The sequence below is a fragment of the Salinibacterium amurskyense genome (assembly GCF_002797685.1).
In the GTDB taxonomy this organism is placed as follows: Bacteria; Actinomycetota; Actinomycetes; order Actinomycetales; family Microbacteriaceae; genus Rhodoglobus; species Rhodoglobus amurskyensis.
Map to the genome: position 1 here is coordinate 1433652 of NZ_PGFH01000001.1, position 16873 is coordinate 1450524.

Sequence of the window (16873 nt, forward strand, 5' to 3'; positions counted from 1 at the left end):
GTCGTCCGCCGACCGTGCATCCAGCTCGGCTGACTATTGGAGTTTCTGTGGCTACGCCTAACCCCCTCGACGCCGTTATCAACCTCGCCAAGCGCCGAGGTTTTGTCTTCCAATCGGGAGAGATCTACGGCGGTTCACGCTCAGCTTGGGACTACGGCCCGCTGGGAACCGCCCTCAAAGAGAACATCAAAAAGCAGTGGTGGCAGACCTTCGTTCAAGGTCGCGAAGACGTAGTCGGGCTCGACTCGGCCGTCATCCTGCCTCGCAAGGTGTGGGAAGCATCCGGGCACGTCGAGGTCTTCTCTGACCCGCTCGTCGAATCGCTGCACACCCACAAGCGCTACCGCGCCGACCACCTTCTTGAAGCCTACGAAGAGAAGCATGGTCACCCTCCCGTGAACGGGCTTGCCGACATCCGCGACCCTGACACCGGTCAGCCCGGATCGTGGACCGAACCGCAAAACTTCTCGGGGCTCCTCAAGACGTACCTCGGCCCCGTCGACAACGAAGAGGGCATGCACTACCTGCGCCCCGAAACCGCTCAGGGCATCTTCACCAACTTCGCCAACGTCATGGGCGCTGCTCGCATGAAGCCGCCCTTCGGAATCGGCCAGGTCGGAAAGTCATTCCGTAACGAGATCACGCCCGGAAACTTCATTTTCCGTACTCGTGAATTCGAGCAGATGGAGATGGAATTCTTCGTCGAGCCCGGCACCGACGAAGAGTGGCACCAGACCTGGATCGACGAATCCATGAAGTGGTACACCGACCTCGGTATCAACCCCGAGAACCTGCGCTTCTACGAGCACGCTCAAGAGAAGCTGTCGCACTACTCCAAGCGAACCGTGGATGTTGAGTACCGTTTCCGCTTCGCCGGTAGCGAGTGGGGCGAGCTCATGGGTATCGCTAACCGCACCGACTTCGACCTGCGCACGCACTCCGAAGCATCCGGTGCCGACCTGTCGTACTTCGACCAAGCCAAGGACGAGCGTTGGACGCCGTACGTGATCGAGCCCGCATTTGGACTCACCCGCGCACTCATGGCCTTCCTCATCGATGCTTACGCTGAAGACGAAGCGCCTAACGCTAAGGGTGGAGTCGACAAGCGCACCGTTCTGCGCCTTGACCGTCGTCTCTCGCCGGTCAAGGTCGCCGTTCTGCCGCTGTCGCGCAACGAACGCCTCTCTCCGATGGCGCGTGGCGTTGCTGCTGACCTGCGCAAGTTCTGGAACGTTGACTTCGACGACGCCGGTGCTATTGGCCGCCGCTACCGTCGTCAAGACGAGATCGGAACCCCGTTCTGCGTCACGATCGACTTCGACTCGCTCGACGACAACGCAGTTACAATCCGTGAGCGCGACACGATGGAACAGAAGCGCATGCCGATTGAAGAGCTGCGCGGCTACCTCGCGCAGGAGCTCATCGGCTGCTAAATCCCGCGGTGAGGTTCTCGGCGTCCTTCGTCAAGAGCCCGCACTGCACTAAAGCGGCCCCGGACAAGTGTCCGGGGCCGCTTTTCTCTCTGCGGCTGCGGCCCGCCCCGCCCCGCCCCGGCCCCGGCCGCCTCCACCTCCACTGCCGCCGCCGCCGCCGCCGCGTCCGCCTCCGGCGCCGCGCCCGCCACCTCCGCCGCACCCAGCCGAGGTCTCGCGGCTTCCCGCTGAACCTCGTTGCCTCATCGCACGACTCGCTCGCGTTCCACCCCAAACCCCTTCGGAAATTCAGGAAATCTGCCTTGGTGCGCGATCGTGTCAAAGCCTGTGCCGCGGAATCCCGGCATTCCATTGAAAAGCTCCTGCGGATTTCCTGAATTTCCACAGCGAACTGCTCGTTCACATTGCTTCAGCGGTCGGTTAGTCAACTGAAGCCGCCTTCGCAGACTCTGCCGGGGAATCCGGGACGATGCTGTCGTCATGATGGATGTGCGCGAATTGGTCGATGAGCTGGGTGGGCTTGCGCAAAAACAGCAATTGGTCGCGCGGGGAGTCCGCGATTGCGATCTCACTCGTGCTGTCCGGCGAGGTGAGGTTGTTAGAGCTCGCCAAGGGTGGTACTCCACGGCGGCTGAATCAGAACCGCGGTTGCGAGCGGTGCGCGTAGGCGGTCGTCTAACCGGGGTCTCGGCAATCGCCGACTGGGGCGGCTGGGTTCTCGGCGACCAACCGTTGCACGTGTCCGTGGTTCAGAACGCAGCACGATTGCGGAGCCCCCGGAATCGGCGTCGCCCCCTCAGCAATCACAGCGGGGTCCGAGTACATTGGGATCCGGCCGAAGTCAATGATCAGGGAACGAATTGGCACGTCAGCGTATTCGATGCGCTCAAGCGCACAATTCTCGATGAAAGCCTAGAAACGGCAGTTGCTGCCGTCGACTGGGCGCTGCACACTGGCCGCATTGACGGGTTCGATTTCGAGCGGCTGATTCTCGCCTTACCGCTTGGCAAGCGAAAGATCCGCTCGTGGATCGATGCGCGTTGCGAGAGCTTGCCCGAGAGTCTTGCGCGTACCCGTTTGAGGCTGCACGGCCATCGAGTTGAGATCCAGATTCCTGTAGGCCTCAAGCGGATTGATCTTGTGGTGAACGGAATCGTCGGCCTTGAGATAGATGGGCGCCAGTTTCACGCGCATACTTTCGAAGAGGACCATCTCAAGGCGATCGAAATAACAATTGCGGGATTTCATGCCATGAGTATCAGCGCAAGGATGGTTTTCACGCAGTGGGAGCTGTTTCTGCAGGGCTTGGATAGCGCGATGGCCTTCCATTCGCAGTCTGGCTTCGGAAATTCAGGAGATCCGACGTTTTCAGAAATACGACGCCAGCGAAAACGCGAGTTCTGAGGGCTGAGCTTGCGGATTTCCTGAATTTCGAAGGTGGAGGCACCACGAGCCCAAAATCGGCCAGCACAACGAGCCGGCCGCCGCCGAAAGCCGGCTGCTGGCAAAACCTCGGCCACCGCCAAAAGGCTAGCCACCGCCCAAAAGACGGCCGCACGCGAGCCGGAGAGCAGCCGCAAGCTCACGCGAGGGAATACTCGAGGCGCCCGCGCGTTAACGCTGAGGTGAATGATTCAGCAAACCCGATTGCCCCTGTCAAAATCGACATTTGGTCCGATGTTCAGTGCCCCTGGTGCTACATCGGAAAGCGTCGCCTCGAAGCGGCCGTCGAAAGCTCCGGTATCGCCGTTGACATCGAGTACCACTCCTTCGAGCTGGCTCCCGATACTCCGGTGGAGTACGAGGGAACTCCCACTCAGTTCTTGAGCGAGCGCAAGGGCTTGCCGATGCCGCAGGTGAAGGAGATGCTGACCCGCGTCACCGACATCGCCACGAGCCTCGGTCTTGACTATGACTACGACCACATTCACCAGACGAACACGATCAAGGCGCACGAGCTTCTGCATTTTGCGAAGGCTCAGGGGCGTCAACTTGAGATGAAGGAACGCCTGTTGGAGGCATACTTCGTCAAGACTGAGCACGTCGGCCGCGTAGAAGACCTCGCCGATATTGCGGCGTCCATCGGCTTCGATCGCGATGAAGTCGTTCGTGTTCTTGAGTCGAACGAGTACCTTCCCGCAGTGAAGGCCGACATGGAAGTTGCCATGCAGTACGGCATCCAGGGCGTGCCATTCTTCGTGATCGAGGGCAAGTATGGAGTTTCGGGCGCGCAAGAAAGTGAAACCTTCGCTAACGTACTCACACAAGTACTTACCGAAAGAGACGCGTAACGCAATGGATGCCGCAACGAAGCCAATCCCGACCTTCGCACTTCAGCAGCTCGGCGACCCGAACGCGGTGGCCTGTGAAGGCGATGCGTGTGTTGTCGTTGACGACCGTCACTCGCAGGCGCTCGTCAACCGCCAGATCGATGAAGGTCTGGTCTAGCCGACAAAACCCCGCTTCGACCATTCGATGAGTTCGGCGGCGCTGGCCTGTTCTGGCGCGGCTTTTGCGACCCGTGACGGTATGAGAGTGAGTGGCGCAGTGGTCGGGCGTGCGGGCAGTGACGCGTGCTGAGCATCCGGTGCGTTGAAGCGCTTGTTGATCAGTGCGCCGATGATCGCTCCGCCACCAAAACCGACCGGCAATAGCAAGAGGTACAGCGTCGGGTCGAGGTTGGCGGCAGAGCCGACGGCGAGCACTCCTGCTACGCCCACGGCGGCTCCGATCGAGAACGATACCCACCAGCGCTGCAGCTTGGCATTTTCTTTGTCCCAGGCGCGTTGGGCCCGCAGTTGTTCAAGCGCTTCGTCGCGCGGCGCGGGGCTCACCCACAGACGTGCTTCGAAACGGAAGACATTCGGATGCTCGTCAAGGGCCATTAGTTGTTTCCTGCTTCGGTCGTGATGTCGGCAACGATCGCGTCGAGGCCGCTGATGAGGTCATCCGCCAGCACCCACGCGGTATGACCGTGGTCGCCGGCACCCATGGACACGCGCTTTCCGACCATGCGTTCGTCGGCGTAGACGGGCCAGGCGGTGGTGCTGCCGAGCGGGGTGATGGTGCCGCGGGCATAGCCGGTGGCGTCGAGGGCAACCTCGGCTTCGGGCATCCGGAGCTTATTGACGCCGACGAGTGCCCGAAGTTTGGGCCACGAAATCTGACGATCGCCGGGAACGAGTGCGAAGAGGAAGCTGCCATCACTGCGCTTGACGACGAGCGATTTCACGATTTCGGCGGGAGTAATCCCCAGCAGTTCGGCAGCGTGTTCGAGTGAGGTCGCGGGCGCACGTTCGATGATTTCGATGGGGATGCCGCGGCGTTCGGCATCGTCGCGAACGCGGTCAGTTCCTGCCGTCATTCGGGGCCTCCCGGGATATGCGGCAAGGTTCAGGCTCGCCGTGGGACAATTGCTACGTGACTATTCTTGCCCCTGCCGACCCGCGTGTCGCGCCACAGCTCTCTATTGGGAACCTCGACCTCGATGTTCCTGTCGTTTTGGCGCCCATGGCAGGCATCACCAACACCGCTTTCCGCCGCTTGTGCCGCGAGTATGGCGCTGGTCTGTACGTCAGCGAAATGATCACGAGCCGCGCTCTGGTGGAGCGCACGCCTGAGAGCATGCGTCTCATTACGCACCACGAGTCGGAGACGACTCGCAGCATTCAGCTTTACGGCGTCGACCCGAAGACGGTGCGCGAAGCGGTCACGATGCTGGTCGCCGAAGACCGTGCCGACCACATTGACTTGAATTTCGGATGCCCGGTTCCCAAGGTCACTCGCAAGGGTGGGGGAGCGGCGCTTCCGTGGAAGATCGATCTGTTCCGCGACATCGTGGAGGGCGCTGTGAAGGCGGCCGGCGATGTTCCATTGACGATCAAAATGCGTAAGGGTATTGACGCTGATCACCTGACGTACCTTGAGGCCGCGCGCGTTGGCGCTGGTGCTGGGGTTGCCAGTATTGCGCTGCACGCTCGCACGGCTGCTGATTTCTACTCCGGCCACGCTGACTGGTCGGCTATCGAGAAGCTCAAGAACACGATCACCGATACGCCCATTCTCGGCAACGGCGACATCTGGAGCGCCGCCGATGCTCTCCGCATGGTCGACGAGACCGGATGCGACGGGGTCGTTGTCGGGCGCGGTTGCCTCGGTCGTCCGTGGTTGTTCGGGGATCTCGCTGCCGCCTTCCGTGGTGAGACGCTCAAAGCTGAGCCCACACTCGGCGAAGTCGCCACGGCGTTTAAGCGCCATGCCGAACTTCTGGTCGAATTCTTTGGCGAAGAAGATCGCGCCTGCCGCGACATCCGTAAGCATGTTGCCTGGTACTTCAAGGGCTACTCGGTGGGGGGCGAATTGCGGGCCGGTATGGCCGCTGTTCAATCGCTCGCCCACATGGACGAATTGTTGGGCAACCTTGACTGGTCGCAGCAGTATCCCGGCATCGATGCCGAGGGTCAGCGCGGTCGTGCGGGTCGCCCGAAGAAGCCGACGCTTCCGCAGGGGTGGCTCGACAGCCGCGAACTGCAGGAGTCGCACCGTTCCGAGCTGAATCAAGCAGAATTGAGTACCAGTGGCGGTTAAGGGCTATACGGAAGCGGACGCCGAGCGTTGGCTTCCCGAGCAGCATTCGAGTCGCCGTAGTGATTTTGCGCGCGACCGGGCACGGGTTTTGCACTCGAGCGCGCTGCGTCGCCTCGCGGCCAAAACACAGGTTCTCAGCCCCACGATGGGCACTGACTTTGCCCGCAACCGTCTCACCCATTCGCTCGAGGTCGCTCAGGTCGGCCGCGAGCTCGCCGACAGCCTGGGGCTTGACCCGGATGTCGTCGACACGGCCTGCCTTTCTCACGATCTCGGGCATCCGCCTTTCGGTCACAACGGCGAACGTGCGCTCAACGAGTGGGCGGATGACATCGGCGGCTTCGAGGGGAATGCTCAGACCTTGCGCCTACTGACGCGCATCGAGCCGAAGGTATTCGGGCCTGACGGAAAAACTTACGGCCTCAATCTCACGCGGGCCAGCTTGGACGCGAGCACGAAGTACCCGTGGCCTAGTGCTCAGGGCATTCCTGACCCGAGCGGTCGCAGCAAGTACGGTTTCTTCGACGACGACACGGCCGCTTTTGAGTGGTTGCGGGCCGGAGCGCCGGATCGTCAGCGCTGCATCGAAGCTCAGGTCATGGACCTCTCCGACGACATCGCCTATTCCGTGCACGACTTCGAAGATGCCATTGTCGGCGACTTCATCGACGTCACGGCGCTGGGAGCCCGCGTCAATCACGACGATCTCGTGAAGTCGATGTTCGAGTGGATCGGTGGCGAGTTCACCCACGATGAGCTCATCGCGGCCTTCGACCGCCTTGACCTGCTGGATCCGTGGATCGATCAGTGGGATGGAAGTCGTGCCGCCCACGGTCGCCTCAAGAACCTCACTAGCCAACTGATTGGCCGTTTTGCCGGTGCGGCAGTTCAGGCCACGCGCGAAGCTCACCCGACGGATGCTCTTGCTCGCTTCGGCGGCAGCTTGGTCGTGCCCAAGGAGATTCAGGCGGAGATCGCGGTGCTCAAGGGCATCGTGGCGGCCTTCGTTATGTCGACGAACGCTCGCCGCCCGATCTATCAGCAGCAGCGCGACGTGCTCACCGAGCTCGCCGATGTCTTGCTCTGGACTGCTCCCGTGAACCTCGATTCTGGTTTCACTGCGGATTGGAATTCCGCTGAGAACGATCATCAACGCAAGCGCGCGGTAGTAGATCAGGTAGCTAGCCTCACGGATCAGTCCGCGATTGCCTGGCACACACGACTCGTTGGCTAGAGTCGTCGGCCGGTCGGCCTAGAATTGCGATTGTGGCTGGCCTGATTAAACGAAGCGATATCGACGAGGTGCGTTCGCGCACGAACCTCGCCGATATCGTCGGCGACTACGTCACCCTCAAGAGCGCCGGTTCCGGCTCTATGAAGGGCCTGTGTCCTTTCCATGAGGAGCGCAGCCCCAGCTTCCACGTGCGACCCCAAGTGGGCTTCTATCACTGCTTCGGATGCGGTGAAGGCGGCGACGTCTACACCTTCCTGCAGCGCATGGATCACGTCTCGTTCTCCGAGGCCGTTGAGCGCCTCGCTGGCCGCATTAGCTACGAACTTCACTACGAGGATGGCGGCGCGGCCACCGATCACGGCAATCGCGCGCGCATCTTGGCGGCCAATCAGGCGGCATCCGAATTTTTCGTCGCCCAGCTCGCGAGCCCCGAGGCAGCACCCGGCCGCAGCTTTTTGGGCGAACGTGGTTTCGATCAGACTGCTGCCGAGCGCTTCGGCATCGGTTTTGCGCCTCGCGGTGGCGTGCTCATGAAGCACCTCAACAAGCTGGGCTACTCCTCAGAAGAACTCGTCGTTGCCGGCCTCATCGGCAAGGGGGAGCGAGGCGACTATTACGACCGTTTCCGCGGGCGCCTGGTGTGGCCCATCCGTGATGTCACCGGTCAGACCTTGGGCTTTGGCGCTCGGCGACTGCTTGACGACGACAAAGGCCCCAAGTACCTGAACACTCCCGAGACGCCGGTCTACCACAAGAGCCAAGTGCTCTACGGGCTCGATCTTGCCAAGAAAGACATTTCGCGCGGCAAGCAGATTGTTGTGGTCGAGGGCTACACGGATGTCATGGCCTGCCATCTTGCGGGCGTCACGACCGCTGTCGCCACGTGTGGCACGGCGTTCGGTGTGGACCACATCAAGATCGTGCGCCGCATGATCGGCGACTACGACAACGCTGACACCACGGCGACGGGTGAAGTCATCTTCACGTTCGACCCGGATGAAGCGGGCCAGAAGGCCGCCAACCGCGCCTTTGCCGAAGAGCACCGTTTCGCTGCGCAAACCTTCGTTGCTGTGGCGCCCGACGGCCTCGACCCCTGCGATTTGCGTCTGAAGAAGGGCGATGGTGCGGTGCGCCGTCTTGTCACCACTCGCAAGCCCATGTTTGAGTTCAAGATTCGCCGCGAGTTGGCCGTGCACGACCTCGAAACTGTCGAGGGCCGCGTTGCGGCGTTGCGTGCTGCGGCCCCGGTGGTCGCGGGTATCCGCGATTCTGCTTTGGGTATTGGTTACGTGCGCAGTGTTGCGGGTTGGCTCGGTATGGAGCCCACCGAGGTGCAGAACGCTGTGACCGCCGCAAAACGCACTGCAGCCCCGTCAGGGCCGCCGAAGGCGCCGCAGCAGTCGCAGTCCGAGTCGTCTTCCCAGTCCCCGCCAGAGGGCTTCGGTGAGGCGCCAGCACAGGCTGGTCCCTCGATCATGAGCTTGAAGGTAGACGCGATTACGCGGCTCGAGCGAGACACCCTCATGGCGGTGCTGCAGCATCCGGATGTCGTGGGCGCCGAGCTCATCGGCAAGCTCACGCAGATCTCGATCGCCGAGCCGTCACTCGCGGTGGTGCGCGACGCCATTGCTTCTCTCGTGGATCGCGCGCTCGAACCCGGTTGGGCATCCGCCGTCGCCGACGAAGTGCCGTCGTCGTTCTCGACTTTCGTCAAGCAGCTTAGCGTTGCACCGATTCCCGAGCGTGAAGAACGCATCGCGGTGTACTGCGTTCAGGTCACGACTGACCTCATCGAGCGCGACTTCTTGCGCCAAAAGAGGGAGCTTCTCGGTGTCCTCCAGCGCATGGACCGCGAGAGCGACCCGGAACGTTACGTGCAGACCCAGCGCGATCTGATGAGGATTGAAGCGGATCGCCGTGCGCTCCGCGAAGAAACCTAACCGCTGCTCTTTGGTTGCGTTCGTGTAAATATCCCCCAATCGCGGGTATACGACCTAGTCTCGAAGCTTCCTCGTGTGTTACTACTGAGGAACTACGATGCGCGGCGCCTACAAACGCGCCGTCGCATTTTCTGCACGCAACAGGAAGAGGTAGACGGATATGACATCCGCATCCAAGAACAGCAAGCGAATCCTTGCTGTAGTTGCCGGCTCAGCAGCGTTCGCGCTCGCTTTGACTGGTTGCCAAGCTGGGGGAGACTCCAGCGGTGGCGGTTCCGAGTCGCTTATCGTGGGCACGACTGACAAGGTCACGTTCCTCGACCCGGCTGGTTCGTACGACAACGGTTCGTTTGCACTGATGAACCAAGTGTTCCCGTTCCTGCTCAACTCGCCGCTGGGCACCTCCGATGTTGAACCTGACATCGCCGAGTCCGCTGAGTACACGAGCGAAGACGAATATACGGTCGTACTCAAGTCGGGTCTCAAGTTCGCAAACGGCAATGACCTCACCTCATCTGACGTGAAGTTCAGCTTCGACCGCCAGGTCGCGATCAATGACGAGAATGGCCCTTCGGTTCTTCTGGGCAACATTGACAGCGTTGACGCCGTCGATGACACCACCGTGGTCTTCAACTTGAAGAATGGTAACGACCAGACGTTCGCTCAGATCTTGTCGAGCCCGGCTGCGCCGATCGTCGATGAAGAAGTGTTCTCGGCTGACTCGATTACCCCCGACGACGAGATCGTGGATGGCATGGCTTTCGCTGGCCAGTACGTCATCGACAGCTACGACTTCAACAACATCGTCTCGTTCAAGGCCAACCCCGACTACCAGGGCGTTCTTGGTGCCGCGGCTACCGACAGCATCACGCTGAAGTACTACACCGACGCTTCGAACCTGAAGCTCGATGTTCAAGAGGGCAACATTGACGTCGCGCACCGCAGCCTGTCTGCTACCGACGTTGCTGACCTCGAGGGCAACGACAACGTCAACGTGATTGTTGGCCCCGGTGGAGAGATCCGTTACATCGTCTTCAACTTCGACACGCAGCCGTTCGGCGCGAAGACTCCTGAGGCTGACGAAGCTAAGTCGCTCGCCGTTCGCGGTGCGGTTGCTGACCTTCTCGACCGCCAGGAAATCTCCGACCAGGTTTACAAGGGCACCTACCTGCCGCTGTACTCCTACGTTCCCGACGGCTTGACCGGCGCTACCGAGGTTCTCAAGGACCTCTACGGCGACGGCGACGGCGGCCCGAGCGTTGACGCAGCGCAGCAGCGCCTCGCCGATGCCGGTGTTGAGACTCCTGTGAAGCTCAACCTTCAGTACAACCCTGACCACTACGGTGAGTCCTCGGGTGATGAGTACGCCTTGGTTAAGAGCCAGCTTGAGGCTGAAGGAATCTTCGAAGTCAACCTGCAGTCGACGGAGTGGGTAACGTACGCCAAGGAGCGCACGGCAGATGCTTACCCCGCCTACCAGCTCGGTTGGTTCCCGGACTACTCCGACGCTGACAACTACCTCACCCCGTTCTTCGGTGACGGTAACTTCCTCGGAAACCACTACGCGGATGCTGAAGTCAACGATCTAATCGTGGCTCAGGCAACCGAACTCGACCCCGCCACGCGCGAGGGAATGATCGAGGACATTCAGGCGAAGGTTGCAGCTGAGCTGTCGACCGTTCCGTTCCTTCAGGGAGCGCAAATCGCTGTGACGGGCAAGGACGTTACCGGAGCTACGCTCGACGGTTCGTTCAAGTTCCGCTACGGCAGCTTGGCCAAATAGGAGTAACTCGCTCCAGTTAGGCCTCGGCCTAGCGTTATGACGAACGGGGGTGGCCCGCACACAATGCGGGTCACCTCCTCGTCTTCGTTCTCTGCACGATAGGTAGGTATGTCGCAGTCCGCTTCCGCCGTGATCAATCCGGCACCGTCAGAACCGCCCACCCGGCGTTCGTGGGGGATCACAAATCCTCTTGCTCGTTTTCTTATAGTTCGTTTCCTCCTCATTTTTCCGACCGTGTTCATCCTTGTGACGATGGTGTTCGTGTTGATGCGCTCGATCGGTGACCCCATCACTGCCGCCCTCGGTGGGCGGCTCACTGCGGCTCAGCTGGCAGAGCGCATTAGTTCCGCGGGCTACGATCGCCCGATTCTGGTGCAGTACTTCGAGTACCTGGGCCAGGTTTTCACCGGTAACTTTGGCACCGCCATCACCGACGGCCGCCCCGTTTCCGAGTTGCTCGTCACGTACGGCAGTGCCACGCTCGAGCTCGCGTTCTACGCGGTTCTCGTGGCGCTCATCGTGGGTATCCCGCTCGGCATGGTGGCGGCATATTTCCGTGACAAGTGGCCGGATGCGGTCCTCCGCGTCGCCGCGATCCTCGCGTATGCGACTCCGGTCTTCTTCGCGGGGCTCTTGCTCAAGCTTGTGTTTGCCGTGTGGCTGAAGGTGCTGCCCGTCGCGGGCCGCGCATCCACTCGCACGGAACTGCAGTTGAGCACTCTCGAAGACAAGACCGGCATTTATCTCATCGATGCATTCCGTCTGGGCAGCCCGGCAGCGATTGGCGATGTGCTCTCGCACGCCGTGCTTCCTGGACTGGCTCTCGGATTGCTGACCGCCGGCATCTTCCTGCGCCTCGTGCGCACGAACGTTATCGGTTCGCTCTCGATGGACTACGTGGATGCCGCCCGCTCCCGTGGCGTGAGCGAATACCGCCTCGTGCGCAAGCACGCCTACAAGCCCGCGTTGATCCCGATCATCACCGTGATCGGTTTGCAGATCGCGCTCCTGCTGGGAGGCGCGGTGCTGACTGAAACCACCTTCGAGTGGAAGGGCCTCGGCTTCAAGCTCGTCGAGTACTTGGGGGCTCGTGACTTCGTCGCGGTACAGGGCATCGTGGTGCTGCTCGCCGTCATCGTTGCCCTCACCAACTTCATCGTCGACATAGTTGCGGCGATCATCGACCCGAGGGTGAGGTACTAATCATGACGACGACACCCTCACGTTTTGTGGCTGTGTGGCGCAAGTTGCCGATTGTTCGGCAGGTTCGTCAGTCGGTCGGACTCCAGCGCGGCATGCTCGTCGCTGGGCTCATCTTGACCGGCATCTTCTTGCTGACGGCACTTTTCGCGCCGCTGCTCGCTCCTTACGGTTTCTCGCAATTGCGCGACGACGACGGCGCTTTCGGTGCGCAAGTACCTCCCGGTGGCGCGCACATTTTGGGCACCACGGTGGGCGGCTACGACGTGCTTTCGCGCGTGATCTGGGGATCGCGCACCGCGGTTCTCGTGATCGTCGTTGCGGTGGCCCTGTCGATCTTTGCCGGCGTGCTGCTCGGTCTCGTGTCGGGTTACCTCGGTAGCTGGATCGACCGCGTGCTCGTGGTTATCTCCGACGCTGTGTACGCGTTCCCGACTCTGCTCTTGGCCATTGTGGCTGCGATCGCGATTAGCGGTGGTCAGTCGAGTTTCTGGGGCGGCGTATTCGCGGCGGCCGTGTCGATCACGGTTGTCTACATCCCGCAGTACTTCCGCGTCATCCGGGCCGAAACTGTGCGCATCAAGTCGGAGGCCTACGTCGAATCGGCGAAGGTCATTGGCTCGAGTACTCCGCGCATCATGTTCCGTCACGTGTTCCGCAACGCAACACGCACGCTGCCGTTGATCTTCACGCTCAACAGCTCCGAGGCGATCCTGACGCTCGCTGGTCTGGGCTTCCTCGGTTTCGGTATCGAGCCATCGGCTGCAGCAGAGTGGGGCTACGACCTCAACAAGTCGATTTCGGATGTCACGAGTGGCATCTGGTGGACCTCGCTGTTCCCGGGGCTTGCGATTGTTCTTGTTGTGCTCGGAATCACTCTGGTGGGGGAGTCACTCAACGACCTCGCTGATCCACGACTGCGCACTCGACGTCGTGCCGACCAGTCGGCGCCGGTTCTCGAAACCGCCGCTCTTTCGACGGTCGACCTCGACGACGATTCGAATCCGATTGACCCGCTGGAGGCTCGCTCATGAGCAACATTGTCGAGATCAAGAATCTTGAAGTCACGTTCGCGACCGATGGTGGCGATGTCAAAGCAGTAGATGACGTCTCGCTGAGCCTCGCTCCCGGCGAGGTGCTCGCGATCGTGGGGGAGAGCGGCAGCGGCAAGAGCGTTACCGCCAAATCCGTTCTCGGGCTGTTGCCCGAAACTGCGGTGTCTCGCGGGGCCATCGTGCTCAACAACAAAGAGGTCATCGGGATGTCGGGCAAGCGACTGCGTGAGCTGCGCGGCGTAGATGTGGCGATGGTCTTTCAGGAGCCCTCGACCGCGCTCAACCCGGTGTTCACCGTCGGCTGGCAGATTGCAGAAGGCCTTCGTGCGCACGGCAACGTGAGCAAGCGTGACGCTCGCACCAAGGCAATCGAGATTCTGCGCAAGGTCGGTATTCCAGAACCGGATAAGCGTGTCGATTACTATCCTCACCAGTTCTCGGGTGGGCAGAAGCAGCGCGTGGTCATCGCGATGGCGCTCGTGCTCGAGCCAGAGCTGATCGTGGCCGATGAGCCCACGACCGCGCTCGACGTGACGGTGCAGGCGGAGATCCTCGATCTCCTCCGCCGCTGCCGCGACGAGTTCGGGGCGGCGATCATCCTGATCACCCACAACATGGGAATCGTGGCCGACCTGTCTGACCGCGTCGCTGTCATGTACCAGGGCAAACTGGTGGAAGAAGCACCAGCGCAGCAATTGTTCGACGCTGCCCAGCATCCGTATACGCAGAAGCTTCTGGCCGCCGTTCCTCGCATCGGTTCGGGGGCATCCCGAGCGGCTGCTCGCGTGGCTGACCGTGCTGCCGCTGGCGGAGAGAAGGATGCCGACGCGATTGTCATCGCCGACAACCTTGAGATCGAGTTCCCCGGCCGTTTCGGTCGAGCTCCGTTCCGGGCTGTCGACCGCGTTAGCTTCACCATTTCGCCGGGCGAAGTGCTCGGGCTCGTGGGGGAGAGCGGATCAGGCAAGACCACGATTGGTCGCGCTATCGGTGGGTTGAACAAGATCACCGGTGGATCGCTCTCAGTGCTTGGGCACGAAATGTTGGGTTTCAAGGAGCGCAAGTTCCGGCCGGTGCGCAGCGATATCGGATTCGTCTTTCAAGACCCGGCATCGAGTTTCAATCCGCTGCTCACGATCGCGCAGTGTGTTGCTGAACCACTGATCGTGCACGGCAAGGCGGAAGATGCCAATGACGCCCGCGGGCGGGTCAATGAACTCCTCGAAGCAGTGCAGTTGCCGCGCGCGTTTGGAGACCGTTACCCGCACGAACTCAGCGGAGGTCAGCGTCAGCGCGCAAGCCTCGCACGCTCCCTTGCCTTGCGGCCACGACTGCTAATCGCAGACGAGCCGACAAGCGCGCTCGACGTGTCGGTTCAGGCAAAGGTGCTCGAGTTGTTCGCCGAATTGCAACGAGACCTCGGCTTCGCGGCCCTCTTCATTAGCCACGATCTCGCCGTCGTCGACATGCTCTCGGATCGCATCGCGGTGCTCTACAAGGGGCAGTTGGTGGAGGAAGGTGTGGGTTCCGAAGTGCTCGGAAATCCGCAACATCCGTACACTCAACGGCTGCTGGCATCGCTGCCGGTGCCCGACCCGCGTGAACAGACTGAACGAAGGGAAGCGCTGCGGGCGCTGACTGCCGTAGATTATTGAGGTGACTTCCACTCAGCCCACGGTGAGCGCCCGCGATCTTTCGCTGCGCTACCCGTCTCGCAACCCTGAAACACGTTCGGTCGCCGTTAACGGACTGAGTTTTGAGATCGGTGCGGGAGAAGTGCTGACTGTCGTTGGCGAGAGTGGCTCGGGTAAGAGCACTCTCGCCAAAGCAGTCGCGCTGCACGCTGAGACTGGTGCGTACGGTTCGCCGCTGTTCAGCGGCGGAGAGCTCACGGTGTTGGGCACTGACCTTCGCAACGTCAGTCGCCGCAAGCGTGATCGTCTCAGCGTCAAGGTGGGCTATCTGCCGCAGGATGCCGGAAACAATCTCAACGGTCGACTGACGGTGGGCGAAAACATCGCCGAGCCGATCTTTGTGCGCGACCGTCGGTTCAACCAGATCGAGGCCGCAGAAGCAGTCGCCACGCTGATCGACACCGTGCGTTTGCCGCTGTCGGTAATGAATCGCTACCCATTTGAACTCAGCAAGGGTCAGCGTCAGCGCGTAGCGATTGCGCGCGCCATGATCTTGGAGCCACAGCTACTCGTGGCTGATGACCCGACGGCGGGCATCGACGTGAACGTGCGCGCTGCCATCCTCGATCTCATTGTCGATCTTCAAGCGCAACGCTCGTTCTCGGCGCTACTGGTCACCGCTGACCTCGCAGCTGTTCGCCGAGTCTCGACGAATGTTGCGGTGATGCACCGCGGCATCCTCGTTGGCATCGGTGAACTGGATGCCGTTCTTGACAACCCCTGGCACCCCTACGTGAAGGGGCTAGCCGACTCACTTCTGGAGCTGCACCGTGACAACGCCTGACGTAACCCCTGTTGCCGCTTCGACGTGGCTCGTCGGGGGCTTCGGCCCCGATATGGAATGTGAGTCAGAAGGTATCTCGGTCATGCACAGCCGTGCTGATGGTTCTCTCGAACTCTCGCACCTGGCAGCAGCGGTTCCTTCGGCATCCTTCCTTGTGGTCGATGGAGCCAAGGTCTACTCGACGCTTGAGGGATCGGGTCAGGTCGCGGCGTTCGATCGCGACGGTGAAACACTCAGCGAAGCAAGCCTGACCGCGAGCGGCGGGCAGTACCCCTGCCACATCACCGTCAACGGCGGCACCGTGATCGCCGCCAACTACGGCACGGGCACATTGGGCGTCATTGACGCGGGCGGGGCTTCCGGAGCGCTCGAGACTCGCCAGGTCGTCGAAACCACTGGCTTAGGGCCGCGCCCGCAACAAGAGGGCCCTCACGCCCATTCATCGCTGTTTGTGGATGACCACACCGTGTTCTCGCTCGATTTGGGCGCCGATCGCATCCGCATCTTCAGCTACGGCAACTTTGCGCTCGAGCAGACCGATGAGGTCGCGTTGCCGGCCGGTTTCGGTCCGCGAGACATTGTCGCGCGCCCGGGCAACCTGTTCTACGTGCTGGGAGAGCTCGGCTGCGGCTTCATGGTGTTCGAGTGGAAAGACCGCCAGCTGCACAAGCTGTGTTCCATCGCGCTTCCCGGCGCGGTTGAGGGCGATCAAGCGGCAGCAATCGCGATCTCGGATGACGCCCGCCACGCGTATGTCGGCGTGCGTCACAGCAACCTGATCGCCGTTCTCACCATTGCCGAAGATGGCCGCAGCGTTGCTCCGCTCACGGCGGTATCGTGCGAGGGAAATTGGCCCCGTCACATGATTCTCAGCGACGGCATCCTTCATGTGTCTAATCAATTTTCGAACGAAATCGCGAGTTTTAGAATTGATGACAACGGGATTCCTCAGTTAATTACTGCCCCCACGAGGGTTCTATCGCCGACATACCTCGCTCGAATCGCCTGATGGTTTTCGAAGTGCCAAATCATTTGCTAAAGTAGTCGAGTCGCACAGCGATCCTCGATAGCTCAATTGGCAGAGCAACGCACTGTTAATGCGTAGGTTCTTGGTTCAAGTCCAAGTCGAGGAGCAGATTAGTCCCGGCCACTTCGGTGGCCGG

At 61.1% G+C, this 16873-nt stretch carries 15 protein-coding genes and 1 tRNA gene; 14 read left to right on the forward strand and 2 right to left on the reverse strand.

Annotated elements, in window-relative coordinates; translation table 11 throughout:
• Positions 1 to 47: 47 nt before the first annotated feature.
• The 4 genes from CLV85_RS06860 to CLV85_RS13335 all read left to right on the forward strand — a co-directional run bounded on the left by CLV85_RS06860 (position 48) and on the right by CLV85_RS13335 (position 3881).
• Positions 48 to 1433 carry a glycine--tRNA ligase gene (locus CLV85_RS06860; RefSeq protein WP_100388809.1) on the forward strand — a complete coding sequence of 462 codons (1386 nt, stop codon included), beginning with the start codon at positions 48 to 50 and terminating at the stop codon, positions 1431 to 1433.
• A 480-nt stretch (positions 1434 to 1913) separates the two neighbouring features.
• Complete coding sequence (locus tag CLV85_RS06870) at positions 1914 to 2837, forward strand: type IV toxin-antitoxin system AbiEi family antitoxin domain-containing protein (RefSeq protein WP_189621816.1); 924 nt, start codon at positions 1914 to 1916, stop codon at positions 2835 to 2837.
• Positions 2838 to 3058: 221 nt separating this feature from the next.
• Positions 3059 to 3724 (forward strand): DsbA family oxidoreductase, encoded by a 666-nt coding sequence (locus tag CLV85_RS06875; RefSeq protein WP_100388810.1) that lies wholly within the window; start codon positions 3059 to 3061, stop codon positions 3722 to 3724.
• A gap of 4 nt (positions 3725 to 3728) precedes the next feature.
• Positions 3729 to 3881, forward strand: coding sequence for a hypothetical protein (locus CLV85_RS13335; protein ID WP_157847484.1), 153 nt, complete (start codon positions 3729 to 3731; stop codon positions 3879 to 3881).
• Here the strand turns inward: CLV85_RS13335 and CLV85_RS06880 are convergent.
• Both CLV85_RS06880 and CLV85_RS06885 read right to left on the reverse strand, forming a co-directional pair.
• The gene (locus CLV85_RS06880; protein WP_100388811.1) at positions 3878 to 4318 is read right to left on the reverse strand and encodes a hypothetical protein; all 441 of its coding nucleotides are present in this window, start codon (positions 4316 to 4318) and stop codon (positions 3878 to 3880) included. The genes CLV85_RS13335 and CLV85_RS06880 overlap by 4 nt on opposite strands.
• On the reverse strand, positions 4318 to 4797 hold the full coding sequence (locus CLV85_RS06885) for an aminoacyl-tRNA deacylase (protein WP_100388812.1): 480 nt from the start codon (positions 4795 to 4797) through the stop codon (positions 4318 to 4320). The genes CLV85_RS06880 and CLV85_RS06885 overlap by 1 nt, the downstream gene beginning before the upstream one ends.
• A 17-nt stretch (positions 4798 to 4814) precedes the next feature.
• On the opposite strand from CLV85_RS06885, the gene dusB reads away from it, so the two are divergent.
• From dusB to CLV85_RS06935, 10 genes are all read left to right on the forward strand, one after another.
• Positions 4815 to 6020, forward strand: a complete 1206-nt coding sequence (gene dusB, locus CLV85_RS06890) for a tRNA dihydrouridine synthase DusB (RefSeq protein WP_373296750.1) — start codon at positions 4815 to 4817, stop codon at positions 6018 to 6020.
• Entirely contained in the window at positions 6010 to 7254 is a 1245-nt protein-coding gene (locus CLV85_RS06895) for a deoxyguanosinetriphosphate triphosphohydrolase (RefSeq protein WP_100388814.1), read from the forward strand. The genes dusB and CLV85_RS06895 overlap by 11 nt, the downstream gene beginning before the upstream one ends.
• A 32-nt stretch (positions 7255 to 7286) precedes the next feature.
• Complete coding sequence (gene dnaG, locus CLV85_RS06900; protein ID WP_100388815.1) at positions 7287 to 9194, forward strand: DNA primase; 1908 nt, start codon at positions 7287 to 7289, stop codon at positions 9192 to 9194.
• A gap of 160 nt (positions 9195 to 9354) precedes the next feature.
• Positions 9355 to 10977, forward strand: a complete 1623-nt coding sequence (locus CLV85_RS06905; protein ID WP_100388816.1) for an ABC transporter substrate-binding protein — start codon at positions 9355 to 9357, stop codon at positions 10975 to 10977.
• A 108-nt stretch (positions 10978 to 11085) separates the two neighbouring features.
• Positions 11086 to 12180 (forward strand): ABC transporter permease, encoded by a 1095-nt coding sequence (locus CLV85_RS06910; RefSeq protein WP_100388817.1) that lies wholly within the window; start codon positions 11086 to 11088, stop codon positions 12178 to 12180.
• A gap of 2 nt (positions 12181 to 12182) precedes the next feature.
• A complete protein-coding gene (locus CLV85_RS06915) occupies positions 12183 to 13211 on the forward strand; it encodes an ABC transporter permease (protein ID WP_100388818.1) in 1029 nt (342 codons plus the stop codon).
• Entirely contained in the window at positions 13208 to 14887 is a 1680-nt protein-coding gene (locus CLV85_RS06920) for an ABC transporter ATP-binding protein (RefSeq protein WP_100388819.1), read from the forward strand. The genes CLV85_RS06915 and CLV85_RS06920 overlap by 4 nt, the downstream gene beginning before the upstream one ends.
• A gap of 1 nt (position 14888) precedes the next feature.
• Entirely contained in the window at positions 14889 to 15710 is an 822-nt protein-coding gene (locus CLV85_RS06925) for an ABC transporter ATP-binding protein (RefSeq protein WP_229820266.1), read from the forward strand.
• Entirely contained in the window at positions 15697 to 16719 is a 1023-nt protein-coding gene (locus tag CLV85_RS06930) for a lactonase family protein (protein WP_229820264.1), read from the forward strand. Before CLV85_RS06925 ends, CLV85_RS06930 begins: the two co-directional genes overlap by 14 nt.
• A 51-nt stretch (positions 16720 to 16770) precedes the next feature.
• A tRNA-Asn gene (locus CLV85_RS06935) sits at positions 16771 to 16843 on the forward strand.
• Positions 16844 to 16873: the final 30 nt, after the last annotated feature.